18 protein-coding genes are annotated in these 19,832 nt (G+C 64.1%); 3 read left to right on the plus strand and 15 right to left on the minus strand.

The window, feature by feature from the left end; genetic code table 11:
• Positions 1–137: 137 nt before the first annotated feature.
• Both RQH62_RS09480 and RQH62_RS09485 read left to right on the plus strand, forming a co-directional pair.
• Positions 138–665, plus strand: a complete 528-nt coding sequence (locus RQH62_RS09480) for a CarD family transcriptional regulator (RefSeq protein WP_184266835.1) — start codon at positions 138–140, stop codon at positions 663–665.
• Positions 666–787: 122 nt separating this feature from the next.
• Entirely contained in the window at positions 788–1,933 is a 1,146-nt protein-coding gene (locus RQH62_RS09485; RefSeq protein WP_311268512.1) for a pyridoxal phosphate-dependent aminotransferase, read from the plus strand.
• Positions 1,934–1,978: 45 nt separating this feature from the next.
• On the opposite strand, the gene RQH62_RS09490 is transcribed toward RQH62_RS09485, so the two are convergent.
• From RQH62_RS09490 to RQH62_RS09535, 10 genes are all read right to left on the minus strand, one after another.
• Positions 1,979–2,236: a hypothetical protein gene (locus RQH62_RS09490; RefSeq protein ID WP_311268513.1), complete on the minus strand. Its 258-nt coding sequence runs from the start codon at positions 2,234–2,236 to the stop codon at positions 1,979–1,981.
• 80 nt (positions 2,237–2,316) lie between these two features.
• Positions 2,317–2,820, minus strand: a complete 504-nt coding sequence (locus RQH62_RS09495) for an asparaginase domain-containing protein (protein WP_311268514.1) — start codon at positions 2,818–2,820, stop codon at positions 2,317–2,319.
• Positions 2,821–2,881: 61 nt separating this feature from the next.
• Positions 2,882–3,694, minus strand: a complete 813-nt coding sequence (proC, locus tag RQH62_RS09500; protein WP_311268515.1) for a pyrroline-5-carboxylate reductase — start codon at positions 3,692–3,694, stop codon at positions 2,882–2,884.
• Between the two features lie 4 nt (positions 3,695–3,698).
• Entirely contained in the window at positions 3,699–4,205 is a 507-nt protein-coding gene (locus RQH62_RS09505) for a YbjN domain-containing protein (protein ID WP_311268516.1), read from the minus strand.
• Between the two features lie 42 nt (positions 4,206–4,247).
• Positions 4,248–4,559 (minus strand): accessory factor UbiK family protein, encoded by a 312-nt coding sequence (locus RQH62_RS09510; RefSeq protein WP_311268517.1) that lies wholly within the window; start codon positions 4,557–4,559, stop codon positions 4,248–4,250.
• Between the two features lie 44 nt (positions 4,560–4,603).
• Entirely contained in the window at positions 4,604–5,152 is a 549-nt protein-coding gene (locus RQH62_RS09515) for a TspO/MBR family protein (RefSeq protein ID WP_311268518.1), read from the minus strand.
• Between the two features lie 25 nt (positions 5,153–5,177).
• Entirely contained in the window at positions 5,178–8,282 is a 3,105-nt protein-coding gene (locus RQH62_RS09520) for an efflux RND transporter permease subunit (RefSeq protein WP_311268519.1), read from the minus strand.
• A complete protein-coding gene (locus RQH62_RS09525; RefSeq protein ID WP_311268520.1) occupies positions 8,282–9,343 on the minus strand; it encodes an efflux RND transporter periplasmic adaptor subunit in 1,062 nt (353 codons plus the stop codon). Before RQH62_RS09525 ends, RQH62_RS09520 begins: the two co-directional genes overlap by 1 nt.
• A gap of 97 nt (positions 9,344–9,440) precedes the next feature.
• Positions 9,441–10,178, minus strand: a complete 738-nt coding sequence (locus tag RQH62_RS09530) for a TlyA family RNA methyltransferase (protein ID WP_311268521.1) — start codon at positions 10,176–10,178, stop codon at positions 9,441–9,443.
• A complete protein-coding gene (locus RQH62_RS09535) occupies positions 10,178–12,208 on the minus strand; it encodes a protein-disulfide reductase DsbD domain-containing protein (RefSeq protein WP_311268522.1) in 2,031 nt (676 codons plus the stop codon). The genes RQH62_RS09530 and RQH62_RS09535 overlap by 1 nt, the downstream gene beginning before the upstream one ends.
• Positions 12,209–12,285: 77 nt before the next feature.
• On the opposite strand from RQH62_RS09535, the gene RQH62_RS09540 reads away from it, so the two are divergent.
• On the plus strand, positions 12,286–13,971 hold the full coding sequence (locus RQH62_RS09540; protein WP_311268523.1) for an alkaline phosphatase family protein: 1,686 nt from the start codon (positions 12,286–12,288) through the stop codon (positions 13,969–13,971).
• A gap of 73 nt (positions 13,972–14,044) precedes the next feature.
• Here RQH62_RS09540 and RQH62_RS09545 read toward each other — a convergent pair whose 3' ends face one another.
• From RQH62_RS09545 to RQH62_RS09565, 5 genes are all read right to left on the minus strand, one after another.
• Positions 14,045–15,265 carry a hypothetical protein gene (locus RQH62_RS09545; protein WP_311268524.1) on the minus strand — a complete coding sequence of 407 codons (1,221 nt, stop codon included), beginning with the start codon at positions 15,263–15,265 and terminating at the stop codon, positions 14,045–14,047.
• Between the two features lie 207 nt (positions 15,266–15,472).
• Positions 15,473–16,480 carry a serine O-acetyltransferase EpsC gene (gene epsC / locus RQH62_RS09550; protein WP_311268525.1) on the minus strand — a complete coding sequence of 336 codons (1,008 nt, stop codon included), beginning with the start codon at positions 16,478–16,480 and terminating at the stop codon, positions 15,473–15,475.
• Positions 16,481–16,573: 93 nt separating this feature from the next.
• Positions 16,574–17,902: an ATP-binding protein gene (locus RQH62_RS09555; protein WP_311268526.1), complete on the minus strand. Its 1,329-nt coding sequence runs from the start codon at positions 17,900–17,902 to the stop codon at positions 16,574–16,576.
• Positions 17,899–18,609: a response regulator gene (locus RQH62_RS09560; RefSeq protein ID WP_056683259.1), complete on the minus strand. Its 711-nt coding sequence runs from the start codon at positions 18,607–18,609 to the stop codon at positions 17,899–17,901. The genes RQH62_RS09555 and RQH62_RS09560 overlap by 4 nt, the downstream gene beginning before the upstream one ends.
• A 181-nt stretch (positions 18,610–18,790) precedes the next feature.
• Positions 18,791–19,648, minus strand: a complete 858-nt coding sequence (locus RQH62_RS09565; protein ID WP_311268527.1) for a TorF family putative porin — start codon at positions 19,646–19,648, stop codon at positions 18,791–18,793.
• Positions 19,649–19,832: the final 184 nt, after the last annotated feature.

Below are 19,832 nucleotides of genomic sequence, written 5' to 3' on the forward strand. Positions count from 1 at the left end.
CGGCCGGATGCTCCCTATCATCCGGCTCTGGAGAATACGCTTCATGTCTTGACGGTGGCGCCGTGGACCCCTCGGCATTTGTCTCGCGCATCTGCCCCGCGACGGCCCGTTTCCCGGTTGAATTGGAAAGGTATCAAATGGCTGCCAAGGCGCTGTCCTTTGACGTTGGTGATTATGTCGTTTACCCCAAGCATGGCGTGGGCCGTGTCATCGAGCTTCAGAAGGAGCAGATTGCGGGCATGGAACTGGAGCTGTATGTGCTCCGCTTCGAAAAGGAGCGCATGACGCTCCGCGTGCCGACCAACAAGGCCGAAGGCGTGGGCATGCGCAAGCTGTCCTCCAACAAGACCCTCGAAGAATCGATGGAAACGCTCAAGGGCAAGCCCAAGGTCAAGCGTACCATGTGGTCGCGCCGCGCCCAGGAATATGAAGCGAAGATCAATTCGGGCGACCTGGTGTCGATCGCCGAAGTGACCCGCGACCTGTTCCGTGCCGACGATCAGCCGGAACAGAGCTATTCGGAACGCCAGATCTTCGAAGCGGCCTCCAGCCGCCTCGCGCGCGAACTCGCGGCGATGGAAGAGACGGACGAGCCGACCGCGCTCAAGAAGATCCTGCGCATCCTCAATGAGGCCGCACCCAAGCATGCGAAGGTCGAAGGCTAAGCGCCTTCCCCTCTGAAAAAGGAAAGAGGGCGTCCGGCAACGGGCGCCCTTTCTCTTTGGCCGCTGCGGAAAAGCCGCTCTGGTCCGTTTCCTATCCTGTAACAGCAGGACAGGGGACCATCATGGACGCACGGCAGGATCTTCTCGAACGTGGCTATTCCCGGCGACAGGCCGCCCGCATCATGGGCGTGCTGGGCGCGGGCGTTGCGGCCGCCAGCGCCGGGACGCCGCTATGGGCGCAGCGCAATGACGGCCCGGAGGAAGGCAATCTTCCCAAGGTCCGCATCGGCTCCAACGAATGCTGGACCGGCCCCTTCCCCGTCGCGCAGGCGGAAGCGGCCAAGATCATCGGCCATGCCAATTTCTATCACCCCGGCACCGAAGTCACCGACTTCAAAAAGACGCTCGCCACGATCGAGGGCGTGCCCGCCGACCATATCCTGCCCTGGCCCGGCTCCAGCGATCCGCTCTCGCGCATCGTCGTGGCCTTTTGCTCGCCGAAAAAGGGGCTGGTAACGGCGGACGTCAGCTATGAACAGCCCTGGGGCACCGCCGAATGGGCTGGCGCGAAAGTGACCAAGGTGCCGCTGACCAGCGACTATCGCCATGATGTGAAGGCGATGCTGGCCGCCGATCCGCAGGCCGGCCTCTATTATGTCTGCTCGCCCAACAACCCCACCGGCACGATCACGCCGATCGCGGACATCGAATGGCTGATCGCCAACAAGCCTGCCGGTTCGGTCGTGCTGGTGGACGAGGCTTATCTCCATTTCTCCCACGCCAAGTCTGCCGCCTATCTGGCCGCCAAGCGCGACGATGTGGTCGTGCTGCGCACTTTCTCCAAGCTGTTCGGCATGGCGGGCATGCGGCTGGGCGCTACCATCGCATCGCCCGCGCTGCACGAACAACTGATGCGTTATGACGGCAAGCGCATGTCGACCAACCTGCCGCTGCCTTCCGTCGTGTGCGGCACGGTCGCCCTGACGCAAAAGGCGCTGATCGAACAGCGCCGCGCCGAAATGATCGCAGCGCGCGACTATACGTTCGCGCACCTCAAGAAGCGCGGGATCAAATTCATCCCCTCGGACGCCAATATGTTCATGGTCGATTGGGGCAAGCCGGCCAAGGGCGTGCAGGATCAGTTCCTGGCGGCGGGTGTCGGCATCGGCCGCAACTGGGCACCCTGGCCCACCATGTCGCGCGTGACCGTCGGCTCCATGGCCGACATGCAGGCCTTCTGCGCCGCGCTCGACAAGATCATGGTCTGACAGACAAAAAGGGGCTGGCCACCTGCCGCGCCAGCCCCTTGACATTCATTCCTTCTTGACCGCTCCGGCGGCGTCCTTGGCCGCGTCGCCGACATCGCTTGCGGCATCGCCCACCTGCTGCGCTGCGGTCGATACCGCGTTATCCTTGCTCTTCTGGCTGCTGATCAGGAAGAAAGCAGCCACCGCCACCACGACGACCAGCAGCAGGATCGCGATGGTCGTGCCACCGCCGCCGCTGCGCTTTTCGATGATGGTCGTGTGCGTCACCGGACGCTCCTGATAATCGGACCGGTCATCGGTCATGTCTTGCTCCTCCTCGTCATGCCACCCGCCCGTTTCAATGCCGGGCGAGGGATGTTGTTCCGGGAGCGAGACGGTCGCGTTCAGTCCTGCGTCGGTACGAAGGCGCCCTTGGCGCGATCCTTCACTACCTTGTCCGCGCGAAACACGGACCCGCTCATGGTGATATAGACGCCCGGCTCCGCCACCTGCGCCGTCGCGAAGGCCATGCCGAGGTTGAAGCTGGCATCACTCTCGCCGAAGCGGGCGGGGGCCAGCGCGCCGACCAGCACGATGGTCTTGCCCTCGATGCCAGCCAGTTCCCTGGCGGTGTCGGTCATCGTGTCGGTGCCATGGGTGATGACGATATGCTTTTCGCGGGCGGCAGCGACGCGCGCGACGATCAGCGCCCGGTCCGTCTCGTCCAGTTCCAGACTGTCCTTGCGCGTCACTTCCTCGATGCGGAAGGGGCGCTTGACCCGCGCGACCTCCAGCAGCTTGGCCATCACCGTTTCGCCGACCTGATAGTCCGACAGGGCATCGAAATAGACCTTGTCGATGGTCCCACCGGTGGTGAGCAGCAGGATCGGGGTTTCAGGCGGCAACATGGGCGACTCCAGGGTAATTTGGGCGCGCCTTACCGCAAAAGCGGCTTGCCCGGAACCGTGCTTATTCCCCGCGCGCCATCGCTTCGCCGCGATCGCGGGCAGCGGCCAGCGTATCGGTTAGCAGCGCCAGCAGTCGCTCGTCGGCGTCCAGCACGTTAAGGCCCTGGCGCGTCATGCCGCCGGGGCTGGCCACCTGATCGGCGAGCGTGGCCGGACTTACGGAGGCGCGCGCGGCCATGTTCGCCGATCCCTGCACCGTCGCCAGCGCCATGCGCGCGGCCTGATCGGCGGGAACGCCGATCGCCTCGCCCGCACGCGCCAGCGCATCGACGAAGCGGAACAGGAAAGCCGGGCCGCAACCCGACAGCGCCGTCACCTGATTGAACAAAGCTTCGTCCGCAATCCATTCGACCAGCCCCAAAGGCTGGATCAGCGCGCCGATCGCATTGCGGGCGGCGGGATCGGTGGCGTCGTCGCTGAACAGCGCCGTCACCCCCTCGCCCAACCCAACCGGCAGGTTGGGCATGGCCCGCACGATATCGCGCGCAATCGGGAAGCGGCTGCGCAGTTCCGCCAATGTCGTGCCGGCCAGGATCGATATGATCCGCGTGTCAGCCACGCAGAGCGGGGACAGTGCGGCTGCGACATCGGCGATCTGATAGGGCTTCATGCCCAGCAGCACAGTGGTGCCGGCAGGCAAGACGGCAGGATAGTCCTTCACCACCGCGACGCCATCGGCCACCGGCTTCCCACTGGGGCGCAACACGGTGACACGGGCCGGCTCCAGCCCCTGGCTTAGCCAACGGGACAACATCTGCCCCGCCATGTTGCCGCAACCGACGAGAAACAGGTGATCAGGCCAGATGGCAGTCATAAGATCAGGCCTCGCCGCGGGTTTCGATCAGGCTGGCGGAAATCGCTTCGGTCGGCGACTTGCCGCCCCACAGCACGAACTGGAACACCGGATAGAAGCGCTCGCATTCATCGATCGCGGTTTCGACCAGCAATTGCGCCTGATCCAGCGTCAACGTGCCGCCCGCACCCAGCAGGGCGCCGTGACGGAACAGGATGATGCCGCTGGACGACCATAGCTCGAAATGGCCGAGCCACAGCTGTTCGTTGATCAGGCCCAGCGTCTCATAGATTGTGCCGCGCTTCTCTTCGCTGACGCGAATGTCGGGCAGCGCCAGCAGTTGCAGCACCTGATCCTCGTCGCGCCAGATGCCGCGCAGCTCATATTGCGCCCACGATCCCTGGGTATTGGCGACGATCTCGTCCTCGCCGACCTGCTCGTAGCTCCAGCCATGCGCCTCGAAATAGGCGGCCAGCATGTCGATCGGCGCGGCTTCCCCACCGCCATGTTCGAATTCGTCACTATCCATCATCGGCGCGCCTTATCACCGCATGCGGCGAAAGGACAGAAGCGATCAGTCCGCGTCCTTCGCCCCGCCCGCCGGCTTGGTCTTGGCCGCCTTGACTGACTTCGTCACCGGTTCACCCGCCTTGCCTTCCAGCGCATCGAGGCGCGCCTTGAGCAGTTCGACCTCTTCGCGTGCTGTGGCGGCGACGGCCTTCACCGCGTCAAACTCCTCACGCGACACGAAATCCATGCCGCCGATCCAGTCCTTCGCTCGCTCACGCGCATTGGATTCGAATTCGCGCGTCATACCCGCCACGGTGCCGGCAGCGCCATTCACCAGCTTGGCCAGATCGTCGAAGAAGCGGTTTTCGCTCTGCATTGCTCTCATCCTCTGTGCGGCGCGCAGGGGAGCGCGCCTGTAAATCATATCTGGGTTCTGAGCGCCGGAGCGACAAGGGTCGCCGCGTCGGGGTTCAGGCGGCCGATCTCATAGTTGAGGAAAGAGGCGAAGGCCAGCCATGCCAGATAAGGCAGCAGCAGCACGCCAGCCAGGCGACGAATGCGCCAGAATAGCGCCGTCGTCACCGCAACCAGAACGGTGAGGATCAAGATCAGCGCCAGTGCGCTGCCGACCTGATGCGCACGGAAGAACAACGGCGACCAGGTCAGGTTGAGCAGCAACTGCACCAGAAACAGCGCGATCGCTCCGCCTCGCCCCTGCGCCCCGCGCGCATGTAACACGATGGCGAAGGCCAGCGCCATCAACACATAGAGGATGGTCCAGACGACGCCGAAGGCCCAGCCCGGCGGCATCAGCAGGGGCTTTTCCAGCGCATCGAACCAGCGATTGCCATAGCCGCTATTGGCGAGACGCCCGGACATGAAACCGAGGAAGACGATCGCGGGCACCGTCACCAGCGCCCAGCGCAGATAGGCAAGACGCAACTGACCGGGCGACGCAATCTCGTTCATCGGCAACGCAGCTCCAAAACATACGTTATTCGGCGGGTTCCGGCGAATCCTTGAGTGCCGAATCCAGCTTTCGACTGACGGTTTGCGGAGAAACCGTCCGCTTGGCAACGCGGGAATAGAAGATCGGGATCAGGAACAATGTGATCAGCGTCGCCATGCTGACACCGAACACCACGACCGTACCGATCGAATGGCGCGCCGCCGCCCCTGCCCCGCCGCGAATGACCAGCGGCACCGCGCCGATGACGGTCGCGATGGAGGTCATCAGGATCGGGCGCAGACGGCGCTTGGCGGCTTCACGAATGGCATCGGCAATCTCCATCCCCTCGTCGCGCAACTGGTTGGCGAACTCGACGATCAGGATGCCGTTCTTGGCGGCGAGGCCGACCAGCATGACGATGCCGATCTGGCTGTAGAGGTTGATCGACCCACCGGTGATCGCCAGCCCCAGCGCACCGCCCGCCACCGCCAGCGGCACGGTGGCGATGATGACGCCGGGATGGACGAAACTTTCGAACTGAGCGGCCAGTAGCAGGTAGACGAGCAGGATGGTCAGGCCGAACACGAGCCAGATCGACCCGCCGGTTTCGCGCAGCGACTGGCTTTCCCCGCGATAGCCGATCGCGAGCACTTCGGGCGACTGGCGCGCCTGATCCTCCAGGAAGCTCAGCGCCTCGCCCAGCGACGTACCCGGAGCCAGTGCGCCAGTCAGGGTGATGGCGCGCAGTTTGTTGTAGCGGTTGAGCTGGCGGGGACCGGCCACTTCGCGGATGGTCACCAGCGCCGACAACGGCACCAGCGCCCCGCTCCGCGACCGCACGTTGATCCGTTCAAGGTCTGCGCGTGTCCGGCGGCCGTCATCCTCCGCCTGCACCAGCACGCGATATTCCTCGCCCCGATCGACATAGGTGCCGACGCGGCGGGAACCGAGCAGGCTTTGCAGTGCCTGACTGACGTCATTGACCGAAACGCCCAGATCGCCGGCTCGCGCCAGATCAGTTTCGATCCGCATCTGCGGTTTGGTTTCCTTGTAATCGCTGTCGACGTTGATGAGGCCAGGATAGGCGGCCGCCGCCGCCATGATCCGGTCGCGCGCGGCAACCAACCCCTCATAGGTCGCACCCGCCAGCACGATATTGACCGGCAGGCCGCGTCCACGTCCCAGCCCCGATCGCGGCGCGGCATTGCCGCGAACCCCCGGCTGGTCGGCGATCACCTTGTTGACGATGGTCGCGACCTCGGCCGTGGTGATGGTGCGATCTTCCCACGGCCGCAGGAAGGCGATGACATTGCCGTTGTTGAAATCGTCCGTGGCGCCAAAGCCGCCGGGCGTGCGGATGACGAGGTTCTGAAGCGTGCCATCCTTGCGCAGGAAGGCCAGATCGTCCTCGATCTTCTTCATGTAGGCCATCATGCGGTTGAAACCGGTGCCTTCCGGTGCGCTGATATTGGCTTCCACCACGCCGGTATCCTCGGCCGGCGCCAGTTCGCTGGGCAGGCGGGTGAAGATGACGCCCGCTACGCCCAGAAACAGCAGCACCCCCAGCAACGGCAGCAATGGCTTGCGAAGGGCACCATCCAGCCAGCGCGCATAGCCCCCCTCCAGCCGCTGGAAGCGATCGTCGATCCAGCGCGCCAGACGGCCGCGTTCGGCGGTCTTGAGCAGCTTGGAACACATCATCGGCGCCAAGCTGAGGGAGATGAAGCCGGAGAAGGCGATGGCCGCGATCATGGCGATGGCCAGTTCGCGGAACAGCAGCCCGGTCTGGCCCGCGAGGAACATGACCGGCACGAACACGGCGCACACCACCAGCGTGGTGGAAATGATGGCGAAGCCCACCTGCCGCGTGCCGAGATAAGCGGCGACCAGCGGATCGTCCCCCTGCTCGACGCGATGATAGACATTTTCCAGCACGACGATGGCGTCATCGACCACCAGACCGATCGCCAGCACGAAGGCAAGCAGTGTCAGCAGGTTGATCGACAAACCAAGCAGCCACATGACGGCGCAGGTGGCGAGCAGGCAGATCGGCACCGTGACCGCAGGGATGATGGTCGCGCGCACCGACCCCAGAAACAGGAAGATGACGAGGATGACGAGCAGGGCCGCTTCGGCCAGCGTGTCATAGACATTGTCGATCGCGCGCTCGATGAACAGCGATTCGTCAGTGCCGATGGCGACGCGCATCCCCTTTGGCAGGGTCGGCTCCAGTTCCTTGATCAGCGCCTTGGCCTTTTGCGCGACCTCCAGCGTGTTGGCGCCCGACTGGCGGATGATGCCGATACCGATCGCCGTGCCCTGATTGGACCGGAAACTGCTATAGGGATTTTCCGCACCTTCCTCGATCCGGGCGACGTCGCCCAGCATCACCAGATGCCCGTCCGCGCCCCGCCCGACGACCAGCCGGGCGAACTCGTCCGGCGTGGCAAAGGGGCGCTCGACGCGCAGCGTCTGGTTCTGGTCCTTCGATTCAAAGCGGCCGGCGGGCAGTTCGACATTCTGGGCGCGCAGGGCGGATTCGACATCGGCCGGCGTCAGGCCGAGCGATGCCAGCTTTTCCGCGTTGAACCAGATGCGGGTCGACGGGCGCGCTTCGCCGCCGATGGTGACGCGCGCTACCCCGTCGATCGCGGCGAAGCGGTCGGCGACATTGCGGTCGAGATAATCGCTGATCTGGATCGGCGACCAGCCCGGCCGCGAAAAGGCGAGGAACAGGATCGAGCGCGCATCAGAATCGACCTTGCGGATTTCCGGTGCCAGCGCATCCTCCGGCAGATCCTCCACCACCGAACCGACACGGTCGCGCACATCGTTGGCGGCGCTGTCGATGTCGCGCGAAGGATCGAATTCGATATTGATGTTGGACGTGCCGTCCTGCGACGTGGAGGTGATCGTCTGGATGCCCTGCACCCCCGCGACCGCGTCCTCGATCAGCTGGGTGATCCGGCTTTCGACCACCGATGCTGCCGCGCCGGTGTAACTGGTTTCGACCGACACGACCGGTGGATCGGTGTCGGGATATTCGCGTACCGACAGGCTCATCCAGCCGACGACGCCGACGATGCAGAGCAGCACCGCAACGACGGCGGCGAAGACCGGACGGCGGACGGAAAGATCGGAAAGCTGCATCAGCGCGCGCCCTTGGCCGATCCGTCCTTCGACTTTGCATCCGCCTTGTCACCGGGCAGGCGCACGGTCGCGCCATCGGTCAGCTTCACGACGCCTTCGGTCACGACCATCTGCCCCGGCTTCACGCCGCCCAATATCTCGACCCGGCCGTCCTGACGAATGCCGGTATCGACCTTCACCCGCTTGGCCGTGCGATCCTCGACAATGAAGACGAAGCGCTCATCGCCGTCGCCCACCACCGACAGTTCCGGCACCGACAGCGACTGGCGCTGGCGGGCCAGCACGCTGACGGTCAGCAGCATACCGGGTTTCAGCGCCTTGTCGGGATTGGGCAGGATCGCCCGGACCTTCACCGCGCGGGTGGCGGGGTCGATGATCGGGTCGATCGTGGCGATGGTGCCGTTGAACGGACGGTCGGGCCATGCGGCCGACACCGCCTTGATCGGCATGCCGGGGCGGATCATCGCCAGCCGGGTTTCGGGGATGGTGAAATCCAGCTTGATCCTGCTGATGTCGCTGACCGTTGCGATCGGCGTCCCGGCGGTCACGATCGCACCGGGCGACACGGTGCGCAGCGACACCCAGCCACCAAAGGGCGCGCGGATCACGCGGTCGCCGATCGAGGCCCGCGCCAGTTGCGCGTTAGCGCGGGCGGCGTTGGAGAGCGCCACCTGCTGCTCCAGCGTGGCGCCGGTGGCAAAGCCGCGATCCTTGAGCGCCTGGATACGCTGCAACTGCTGGCCCGCTTGCAGGGCGGTCGCTTCCGCTGCGGCCAGTTCGGCCTTTTCCTGACCAACCGCCAGCCGGGCGATCACCTGACCCTTGGCAACAAAACCGCCATCGGCAAAGTTCAGCATGTCGATCCGCTCCGTCACCGGCGCGGACAGCACGACCTGCTCATTGGCGAGCGCGGTGCCGACCGCTTCGACATTGTCAGTGAAGCCGGCTGGCGCAATCGCCTGCGCCTCCACCAGCGGAACGGCGCGCGGTTTCTGCTGCTTCTCACCGCTGCAACCGGCAAGACAAAGGGCGGTGAGAATGACAGGCAAATAAGGACGCATGGCGGAGGGCTATCGGGCCTTTCAGGGCGACACAATGGGAAGCTTTGTCGCAATATGTATCAGTATATGTCGGGGGCTGAGAACGAAGCTGAAGCCGTTATCCACCAAGCCGGGCATAGAGAAGAAATTCCACATTGCCCTGCGGCCCGGTAATCGGACTTTGCGTCAGCCCTGCGACAGTCCAGCCCTGCGCCACGACCCAGTCCTTCACCTCGGCGCAGACCCGGTCATGCACCGCGGAATCGCGCACGACGCCATTCTTGCCGACCTCTTCGCGCCGCGCCTCGAACTGCGGCTTGATGAGCGCGACCATCTGCGCGCCGGGCCTGGCGAAGCCCATCGGCTTTTCCAGCACCTTGGCCAGCGAGATGAAGCTGGCGTCGCATACGATGATGTCCACCGCTTTGGCGATATGGGCGTCGGTCAGGATACGGGCGCTGGTCTGTTCATGGACGATAACGCGGTCGTCGGAGCGTAGCTTCCAGGCGAGCTGGTTGGTGCCACTGTCGACCGCATAGACCTTCGCCGCGCCGTTGGTCAGCAGCACGTCAGTGAAGCCGCCGGTCGAGGAGCCGACGTCGATCGCGACGAAGCCGGTGACGTCTATGCCAAATTCCTCGATCGCATGGGCCAGCTTGATGCCGCCGCGCGATACCCAGGGATGATCGCGGCCGCGCACATCGAGGTCGGCGTCGGCCGCGACCTGCTGCCCGGCCTTCTCCACCTTCTTGTCGCCAAGGAAGACAAGGCCGGCGAGGATCAGCGCCTGCGCACGGGCGCGGCTTTCGGCAAGACCATTGTCGACGAGCAACTGATCGGCACGAACCTTCGCCATCAGCGCACCAATCCGGTCAGAGTGGCGGGGGTCAGCAATTGCGGCAAGGTCTGGGCCTCCTTGCCCGGCGCATACCATAGGTAAAGGGGAACGCCGGAACGCCCCTGACTTTCCAGAAAGCGGGTGATGGCGGGATCAGCATTGGTCCAGTCGCCGACCATCACGGTGACGCCGGCCTTGTCGAAGGCAGCACGGGTTTCCGCCCGGTCGATGGCGGCGGCCTCGTTCGCCTTGCAGGTCAGGCACCAGTCGGCGGTGAAATAGAGGAAGACAGGCTTGTTGGCCGCACGCAGTTCGGCGAGTTTTGCGACAGCGAATTGGACAGTTGAATCGCCTGCTTTCGCGAGAGCCGGCGCGCTGGTCGGCAGAGCGTAAGCACCGGCGGTCAGGATCGCCAGACCGGCGATGGCGGCGATCAGGCCCCCGCCCTTGCCCCGCCGCTGGCGACCGCCCAGTCCCCAGAGCAGCAGGGCGAGCAGCAACGCCGCCGACAGGCCGATCGTCATGCCCGGAACGCCGCGCTGTTGCCCCAGCAGCCAGGTGAGGCCCAGCGCGGTCAGGAACATGGGAATGGCGAGGATTTTCTGGAACGTCCCCATCCAGCCACCGGGCTTAGGCAAACGATTGCGAAGTGCTGGCGCCCATGCGAGCAGCAGGAAGGGCAGCGCAAGGCCAAGGCCCAGCCCCGCAAACACCGCCAGCGCGGCCGGCAACGGCAGCAGCAGCGCCGCGCCCATCGCCGCCGCCATGAATGGCCCGGTGCATGGCGTCGCGACGAAGGCGACCAAGGCGCCGGTCCAGAAGGAACCGGCCACGCCGCCCTTCCCGACCAGTCCTTCACCGCCGCCATAGGCGCGAAGCTCGAACAGGCCGGCCAAGTTGAAGGCGATCGCCGTCACCAGCAGCAGCAGCGCAAGAATGATGCGCGGGTCTTGCAACTGGAAGGCCCAGCCGACCGCGCCACCCGCCGCGCGCAACGCCAGTAACAGGCCGCCCAGCGCGAGGCAGGTGAGGATGATGCCGGCGGTGTAGGCCAGCGCCTCCCGCCGGACGATGCGTTCGTCGCCGCCCGCCTTGGCCAGCTTCATCGCCTTGAGGCCGAGGATCGGGAAGACGCAGGGCATGATGTTGAGCAGCAGCCCGCCCAGCAGCGCCCCGCCCAAGGCCGCGAAGATCGCGCCCCACTGGCCGTCGCCCGATGCACCACCCTCAACATCGCCCGGCCTGGCCGTCAGCAGGAAACCGACATGGTCGCCCGTCCGCAAGACCGCCCGCACGGTGCCGCCCTTGGCGCCTTCGGCCGCGTCGGTTTCCAGCAGCAATTTGTCGCCCTGCCGCGTCACCGCCTGCGGGGCGGCGTTGCGGATCAATCCTTCTGCCAGCGCAAAAAGATGGACGTCACTGGCCTGCGCATTCGCCGGGAAGGGTACCGACAGGCGCAGCTTGCCGTCCCTGATCGCATAGGTCGCCTCCGACCCCAGCGGGCGCGGCAAATGGGTGCGCCAGCCATCGAAGCGCGCGCGCGTCGCCGTCACGACCTGACCATCGCCCACGACCAGATCCAGCGTCAGGTCGCCCCCTTCCGGCACGCACACCTTATCGGTGCAGGCCAGCCATTGCGCCGCTGCCTTCACCGGCAGGCGCGTACCCGGCGCTATGTCGGCTGCAACCTTCAGGTCCGCCAGCACCGCATAGGGGCCTTCATAAACATGGTTCATCAGGCCGGAGATCAGTAAAGTTTCGGGCACCGGATAGCGCAGGGCGCCGACGGTCACGCCCTTTGGCAACGTCCAGTCGACGGTCATGCCCAGCCCCGCGTCGCCCGGATTTTCCCAATAGCCGTGCCAGCCCTGTTCCGGCACCATGGCAAAGGCGATGGTGGTGCCCTCGCCCGCCTTGGGCACCGCGCTTTCCGCCGCCAGCGTGGCGGCGATATGCGCCGCGCCGCCACCGAAGGCGCTTTGCGCCTGTGCGGTAGTGAGGCCTGCCAACAGGGCAAGCGTCATGAATATGACTTGAAAAATCCGCATCGGGCCTCTGGTCGGTCAGGTGCAAGGGGGCTAGGTCGCTCCCTATCCGCCGTCAAGGCATGAGAAGGTCATAGAATATGTTGAAACGAGTCGCCGCCGCCCTGTTGCTCGCCACCGCTCTGGCTCCCGTCACGCCCATCGTGGCGCAAAGCCCCGTGCCGGCGCCCGCCGCAACTCCTGCGCCCGCGACCGTTCCTGCCTCTGGGCCAAAGCTGATCGTCGCGATCAGCGTCGACCAGTTTTCCGCCGACCTGTTCAGCGAATATCGCCAATATTATACCGGCGGACTCAAGCGCCTGACCAGCGAAGGCGTCGTCTTCCCGCGCGGTTATCAGAGCCATGCCGCGACCGAAACCTGCCCCGGCCATTCCACCATCCTGACCGGCAGCCGCCCGTCGCGCACCGGCATCATCGCCAATAACTGGTTCGACCTGAATGCCAAGCGCGACGACAAGAACGTCTATTGCGCCGAGGATGAGAACCAGCCCGGCACCGACAGCGACCATTATGAAGCATCCTATCTGCATCTGAAGGTGCCGACGCTGGGCGGCCGGATGAAGATCGCCAACCCCGCCACCCGCGTCGTGTCGGTCGCAGGCAAGGATCGCGCGGCGATCATGATGGGCGGCAGCACCGCCGATCAGGCCTGGTGGCTCAGCCCCAAGGGCTATGTCAGCTACAAGGGCATCGCCGTCCCGCCGCTGGTCGCCAAGGTGAACGAGGTGTTTGCCCAGCGTCTGGCGCAGCCCAATGCCGGGTTCGAACTGCCCGCCCAGTGTGTGTCGAAGGATTTTGCGGTGCAGGCTGGGAACAAGACGGTCGGTACCGGCCGCTTCGCCCGGCCGGCCGGCGACTATAACGGCTTCCGCATTTCCCCCGAACAGGATGCGCTGACGCTGGCCTTCGCCGCCGCCGCGATTGACAGCATGGCCCTTGGCAAGCAGGCGCAGACCGATATCATTTCGATCGGCCTGTCGGCGACCGATTATGTCGGCCACATCTATGGCACCGAAGGCACCGAAAGCTGCATCCAGATTGACCGGCTGGACCGCGAACTAGGCGCCTTCTTCGACAAGCTGGACAAGGACGGCATCGACTATGTCGTGGTGCTGACCGCCGACCATGGCGGCCATGACCTGCCCGAACGCCACCAGCTGAACGCCATGCCGATGGAGCAGCGCGTGGACAAGGCGCTGACGCCCAAGGCGCTGAACGCCACCATCGCCGAGAAGGTCGGCATGGCCGGCAAGAAGGTCATCTGGGGCGATGGTCCGGCCGGCGACCTCTATTTCAACAAGGGGCTGACCACCGCGCAGCGGGCGAAGGTGGAGGCCGCAACCCTGGCCTATCTGCGCGCCCATCCGCAGGTGCAGACCGTCTTTACCAAGGCGGAAATAGCCGCCACCCCGTCCCCCTCCGGCCCGCCGGAAAGCTGGAGCCTGATCCAGGAAGCGCGCGCCAGCTTCTATCCTGCGCGGTCGGGCGACCTGCTTGTGCTGCTGAAGCCGCGCGTCATGTCGATCCCGGAAAGCGCCGTGATGGGCGCGGTCGCCACCCATGGTTCGCCCTGGGACACGGATCGCCGCGTGCCGATCCTGTTCTGGCGCAAGGGGATGCAGCATTTCGAGCAGCCGCTGGGCGTCGAGACGGTCGACATCCTGCCGACGCTGGCCGCGCTCATCAAGCTGCCCGTACCCAAGGATGAGATTGACGGTCGCTGTCTGGATCTGATCGCGGGCGATGGGGATAGCTGCGCGCAGTAAATGGCGTCATCAGAAGTGACGCGATCGGACCGGGCGATGCCGGGTGCGATCGCGTCGACTGCCTGCCGGGTGGTCAGTTCGCGCTTTCCTTGACCGATTTTTCCTTGCGCGCCAGCCGATCGATCGAGTCCGGCACCAACCGTTCCGCAAAGCCGGCAATGAAGGCAAGTAGCATCATGCGCAATATGTCGGCGCCGTAGAAAAAGCCCAGCGCACCCGATAATTTTGCTATTCCTTCCGGTACTTCATCCGGCGCCTGCTCTACATAAGATCCATCTTTGAGAAGTTGCGACTTTTGCTCTCCAGCGGGCGATTTATTCGCTTTGCTCTCGCTCTTCTCCTCCACAATGATCCTGTTGGCGGTCAGGCTTGGCACGAAACGTACATTCAAACCCAGCGCATCGGTGGCCCCCGACACCACCGCCAGATAGGCGACCAGCGCGAACACGCCTCCGACCACGATCGACGCGGCCACGCTTTCACGGCTGTAGTTGAGTGACACCAGTTCATTGAATGGATCGGACACCAGAATATTCTGGCCACCAATATCCTGAAATTTCCGGATGATGCTGACGACTGCACCGACCATGCCGGTCAGGAACACCAGAATAAGTGCCGTTGGCATCCACGGCATCGACCAGGGACGAGCCGACAGCCATGCCGGCGTCACCGTCGTCGCCAGCCAGAAGATTGCCGCGATGATGCCGACAATCACCAGCACGCGTGACAGCAGCCACCATTTGAACGACGCGAGCGTTTGTTCCCGTTGCGCGTTCAAAATATAAAGCTGCTGCATATAGGTGGAGAGGCTGAGCAGATCGGCCCTTATTTCCTTCGCAAGGTCCCGCTTTGCCTTATCCATCGATGGGGGCAGCGACCCTTCATATTCGATCAACGCTTTTTGCGGCGCGACACGGCGCATCCGGTCCAGCAGGATCCATCGCCGTGCCACCAGGAAGTCATCCGGGATGATCGCGATCAATTGAGCGTCGATCTTCACATAGGATTTGAACCGCTCAGCCTCTGGCTGGCTGGAATCTTCAAAGGCTTTCTCAAGTCCCACCACCTTTGTCTGGCATTGCTCCGCCGCCAGACGCTCGGCAGAGCCCGCCGGCAGACTTTCGATCCGCTGTTCCAGATAGGTTTGGGTGGATGCCAGGAGAACCGCTATGCATTGCCCATAAGCCTCGACGGTAGGATCAAGACCCTTGTCCGGCTTGAAAGGCCCAACTTCATTATCACCAAGCACCAACCGGATGATGAATGTGTGAAAGCGTCGAAACCAGTCCCCCATGACCTGCCCCCCGAATTCATGCCAACAGCATGCCATCGACCCGCAACACATGACACGAATCAGATTTCATCAAGAGCGACCGGATTATGAAATAATGATATGGATCACACTGTATACCATCAAGTCATTTGCACCGTTTTCGATGTTATTATTGGAAAACTTCAAACAGAAAAATGATAAATATCGACTTTATAACGAAAAATAGAATCAAATATTCTCCCCGATCCCGTCCGTTGCCTCTTCAACCAAGGCATGGACGCGGTGTGGGGCGGAAACCTGGACGCGGCTGGTCACTTCATAATGGGCCTTGGCCTGCCGCACATTGCTGTCGGCGGGCACGCTATCGGTCAGCCAGACATTGCCGCCGATGACCGACCGGCTGCCCACGATGATCCGTCCCAGCACCGTCGCGCCGGCGTAGATCACCACATCATCCTCGATGATCGGATGGCGCGGCAGGGCCTTTTCCAGCGCCCCTTTCTCGTCCGCAGGAAAACTGCGCGCGCCCAGCGTCACGCCCTGATAGAGGCGCACCCGCGCGCCCACGATCGCGGTTTCACCGATCACCACGCCGGTGCCATGGTCAATGAAGAAGGACGGACCGATCTTCGCGCCGGGATGGATGTCGATCCCGGTCTTGCCATGCGCGATCTCCGAAATGATCCGCGCCACCAGTGGCGCGCCCAGTTCATAAAGGCGGTGCGCCAGCCGGTGATGGATGATCGCCAGCATGGAGGGGTAGCAGATCAGCACCTCGTCCACGCTGCGCGCGGCAGGATCGCCCAGAAAGGCGGCATCGACATCGGTATCGAGCAAGGCGCGCAGGGCAGGCAGGCTGTCGGCAAAGGCCGCGATGATGCGGGCCGCTTCCTTGTCCACCACCTGGATCGGCTGATCCTTCAGCGCATAGATCAGCTCCAGCCGGAGCTGGCCATAAAGACGACTGAGAACCGTCTGTAGCGTTTCGGCAACATAGGCATCCTCATTATGCAGGCGCACAAAGCTGGGGCCGAGACGCAGGGGGAAGAGCGCACCGCAGAGCGACTGGGTGATGTTGGCCAGATTGGCGCGTGAGGGAAAGCCTTCCGCGCCATATTCGGCATGATGCTGCTGCGACTGGCGCCAGCGGCTCCGCGCCGCACTCAATTCCGCTACCAGCCTGTCCACGTCCCAATACCCTTCGACGATCGGATCGTCGTCCTGTCCATCTACCATCTTGTCCGCCTTCATGCGCTTATTGCCGGGGGCATAGCGTGGTGGCAGGGACAGAGATAAACGAGTTTTGCTTGGGGCCGAACAGTTTCTCTTTTAGCTGCGCCCCGTCTGCCTGGGCAGGTGCAGGCAGATTTCGGCGCGCAGGCCGCCTTCGGGCCGATTGGCGAGGATGAACTGCCCCCCCTCCGCCGTCACCGCCTTTTGCACGATCGCCAACCCCAGTCCCAGCCCGCGCGTGTTGCGCTGGCGCGCGTCGTCGAGCCGGGAGAAAGGTCGTAACACCTCCTCCAGCCGCTCACGCGGGATGCCGGGGCCGTCATCATCGACGCGGATCAGCACCTCATTGCCCTTGCGCGCCAGCGAGACGCGGGCGCGCTCACCATAATGAAGCGCATTCTCGATCAGGTTGCGCACCGCCCGGCGCAGCGACAGGCCGCGCACTTCCATTTCCAGATGGTCCGGCCCGTCATATTCGACATCCTGATCATGGTCCTGAAACGCATCGACAATGGTGGCGATGCTGACGGCGATGTCGGTGCGCACCGGCGGCTCAGGATCTTTCTCGCCCCCAAGGAAGGCGAGCAGCGATTCCAGCATCGCGCCCATTTCCTCCAGGTCGCCGCCCATGGCCTCCTGTACTTCGGGGTCTTTCACCAGTTCCAGCCGCAATTGCAGCCGGGCGAGCGGCGTGCGCAGATCATGGCCGACTGCGGCCAGCGTCTCGGTCCGCTCGTCGATCAGGCGGTGCATGCGCGCCTGCATCGCGTTGAAGGCGGTGATGAGATTGCGCACATCATTGGTGCCGGCTTCGGGCACGATCACTTCGGAACCGCGACCGATCCGGTGCGTCGCATGGGTCAGGTCGCGCAACGGCGCCAGCGTCCGGCGGATCAGCAGCAGGCCCGCCAGCAGCAACGCCAATACCGGGATCAGCGCCAGCCCCAGCCGACCGAGGGTGAAGGCCCATTTACCGCCGCTGTGGTGCATGCCGAAATAGAGCCAGCTGCCGTCATGCAGTTGCAGCCCGCCATTGATCTCCGAATGACGGCCCGGCGTCAGGCGCAGCCACAGGCCGGATTTCTCCAGACTCGGTTCCCAGTCGATAATCTGGCGCCGCATCCGCTCCAGTTCGGGCGACAGCGGCGGCGGCGGCGGCGCGGCCGGCGACCAGTGGACGTCGTAGCGATCGGTGGTTAGTTGCAGGCCCAGCGCCGGGCGCTCGCCGCGGGGCTGTTCGACCAGCAGCTTGCGCGCGATGACCAGATGCTCGGCCAGACGCCGCGCCTCGTCATCCTGCAAGGACAAATGGCTGGCCCGCTCATAGACGAGCGTACCGACGGCAAATTCCAGCGTGACGGTCAGCAGCAGGATCGCGCAGAGCCGGCCCAGCAGGCCGAGCGATCCCCTGAACTGCCGCCTCAAGCCCGGCTGACCTCTGCATTGAACATATAGCCGACGCCGCGCACGGTGGTGATCGGCGCGCCCTTGTCCTGCGTGGACAATTTACGGCGCAGGCGGCTGACCAGCACGTCGATGCTGCGGTCGGAACTGTCGCCCATGCGGGTGCGGGACAATTCGATGAGCCGTTCGCGCGCGATGACCCGCTGCGGGTGGCTGAGGAAGGAGCCGAGCAGGTCGAACTCCGCCCCGGTCAGTTCCACGATCGCACCGGTGGGCGAGCGCAGTTCACGGCGGGGGAAGTTGACGCTCCAGCCGTCGAAATGGGCTTCGCTCTCGCGATGCTCGTCCGGGCCGCGCTCCACGCCGACGCGGCGCAGGATGGCGCGGATGCGGGCGATCAGTTCGCGGGTGCCGAACGGCTTGGGCAGGTAATCGTCCGCGCCCAGTTCCAGCCCGACGATGCGGTCCGTCTCGCTGCCCTTGGCGCTGATGAAGATGATGGGGACATCGCTCTTGCGGCGGATCTGGCGGCAGAGGTCAATGCCATTGGTGCCCGGCAGCATGACGTCCAGCACGACCAGATCGACCGGACCGGCATCGAAAGCCACCCACATTTCCGGGCCGGAGGATGCGGGGCGCACCTGATAGCCATGTTCCTGAAGCGCGCGGGCGGTCAGCGTGCGCAGCGGCGGATCGTCTTCGACGAGGATGATCGACGGGGCGGTCATGAAAGCGTCAGCGCACAAAATGTCATGGTCAGGAGATAGGCCCCGCCGGATCGGGGGTCAACCGCGCGGCCCCGCCCAAAGGGGCAATCGCGACTGGAGCAACAATTTGTCACGACAGCGAAAAGGGCCGGCCCGACGAGGTGTCGAACCGGCCCTTTTCAAACGTTGCGAAGGCGTCGGATCAGAAGGCGGCCGTCAGTGAGAAAACGATCTGGCTGCGCGCGATCGACTTGCCAGCATTGTCGGCATCCACGACCTCGAAATTCGGGCGGATGTAATTTTCCTCGACGCGGGCGATGTCGGTGTCGACATAGGCGATACCCAGCGTCAGCGGCGTGCCAGGGATGGCGACGTCCGCGCCGACCAGCCAGTCCATATATTTGCCGGTCGGCGCGATCGAGGTACCATTCGGGCCGAGGCCGCTATTGCCCTTCGAATAGCCCAGATGCGCCTTCAGCGAAACCGGCGTGTTGGGAACCGCACCGCTCACATCAACCCAGGTGTAGAGGTTGTCGTTCTTCTTGCCGGGATTGTCGGGAATGCCGGTCGCGTAGCTGGCGGAGCCGTTATACCATTTACCCAGCGCCTGCTGCTTGGGCGCATAGGCGATGCCGACCAGACCCTTTACCGGGCCGAGCTGGCTCGACAGCTTGACATAGGGTTCGGCGAAATCGGTTTCATCCGCACCCGACGGATACATGTACCAGGTCAGGCCGACGTCCAGCGTGGTGGTTTCGTTGATCGGGATGGCATAGCCGGCGAACAGGTCCAGCTCGATGCCGGCGCCACCGAAGGTGCCCCAACCAGCGAGGTTCGATGCCCAGGTGCCGACATAGGCGCCGCTTTCATGCGTGGCGGTGATGCCGCCCTGCACGGCCATGGCCTTGTCCGACTGCGACACGCCACGGAAGCGATAGTCGGACACGAGGCCGACGCTGCCGGAAACGGTGACGGGGCTGGCGGGTTCTTCCTGTGCGAAAGCCGGGGCGCTGGAGAGGAGCGCGAGGGCGGCACAGGCGATTTGGTACTTCATGAACATTCCCCTTTTACGTTGGAATGTTCCGTCCTGCATCCGCCGCCCAGGGATCTGTTTTGATCGCCCCCGATGCCAGCGGATGCCTATGGACTATGCCGTCCCGGCCGTCCCGCAAACCGCTTTTGCCGCAAGTGCGAAAGGATCGAGCCTGCTGTGATATGCAAAGCACGGTTCTTTGCCAATGTGA

The organism is Sphingobium sp. WCS2017Hpa-17 (assembly GCF_031843765.1).
Taxonomy (GTDB): domain Bacteria; phylum Pseudomonadota; class Alphaproteobacteria; order Sphingomonadales; family Sphingomonadaceae; genus Sphingobium.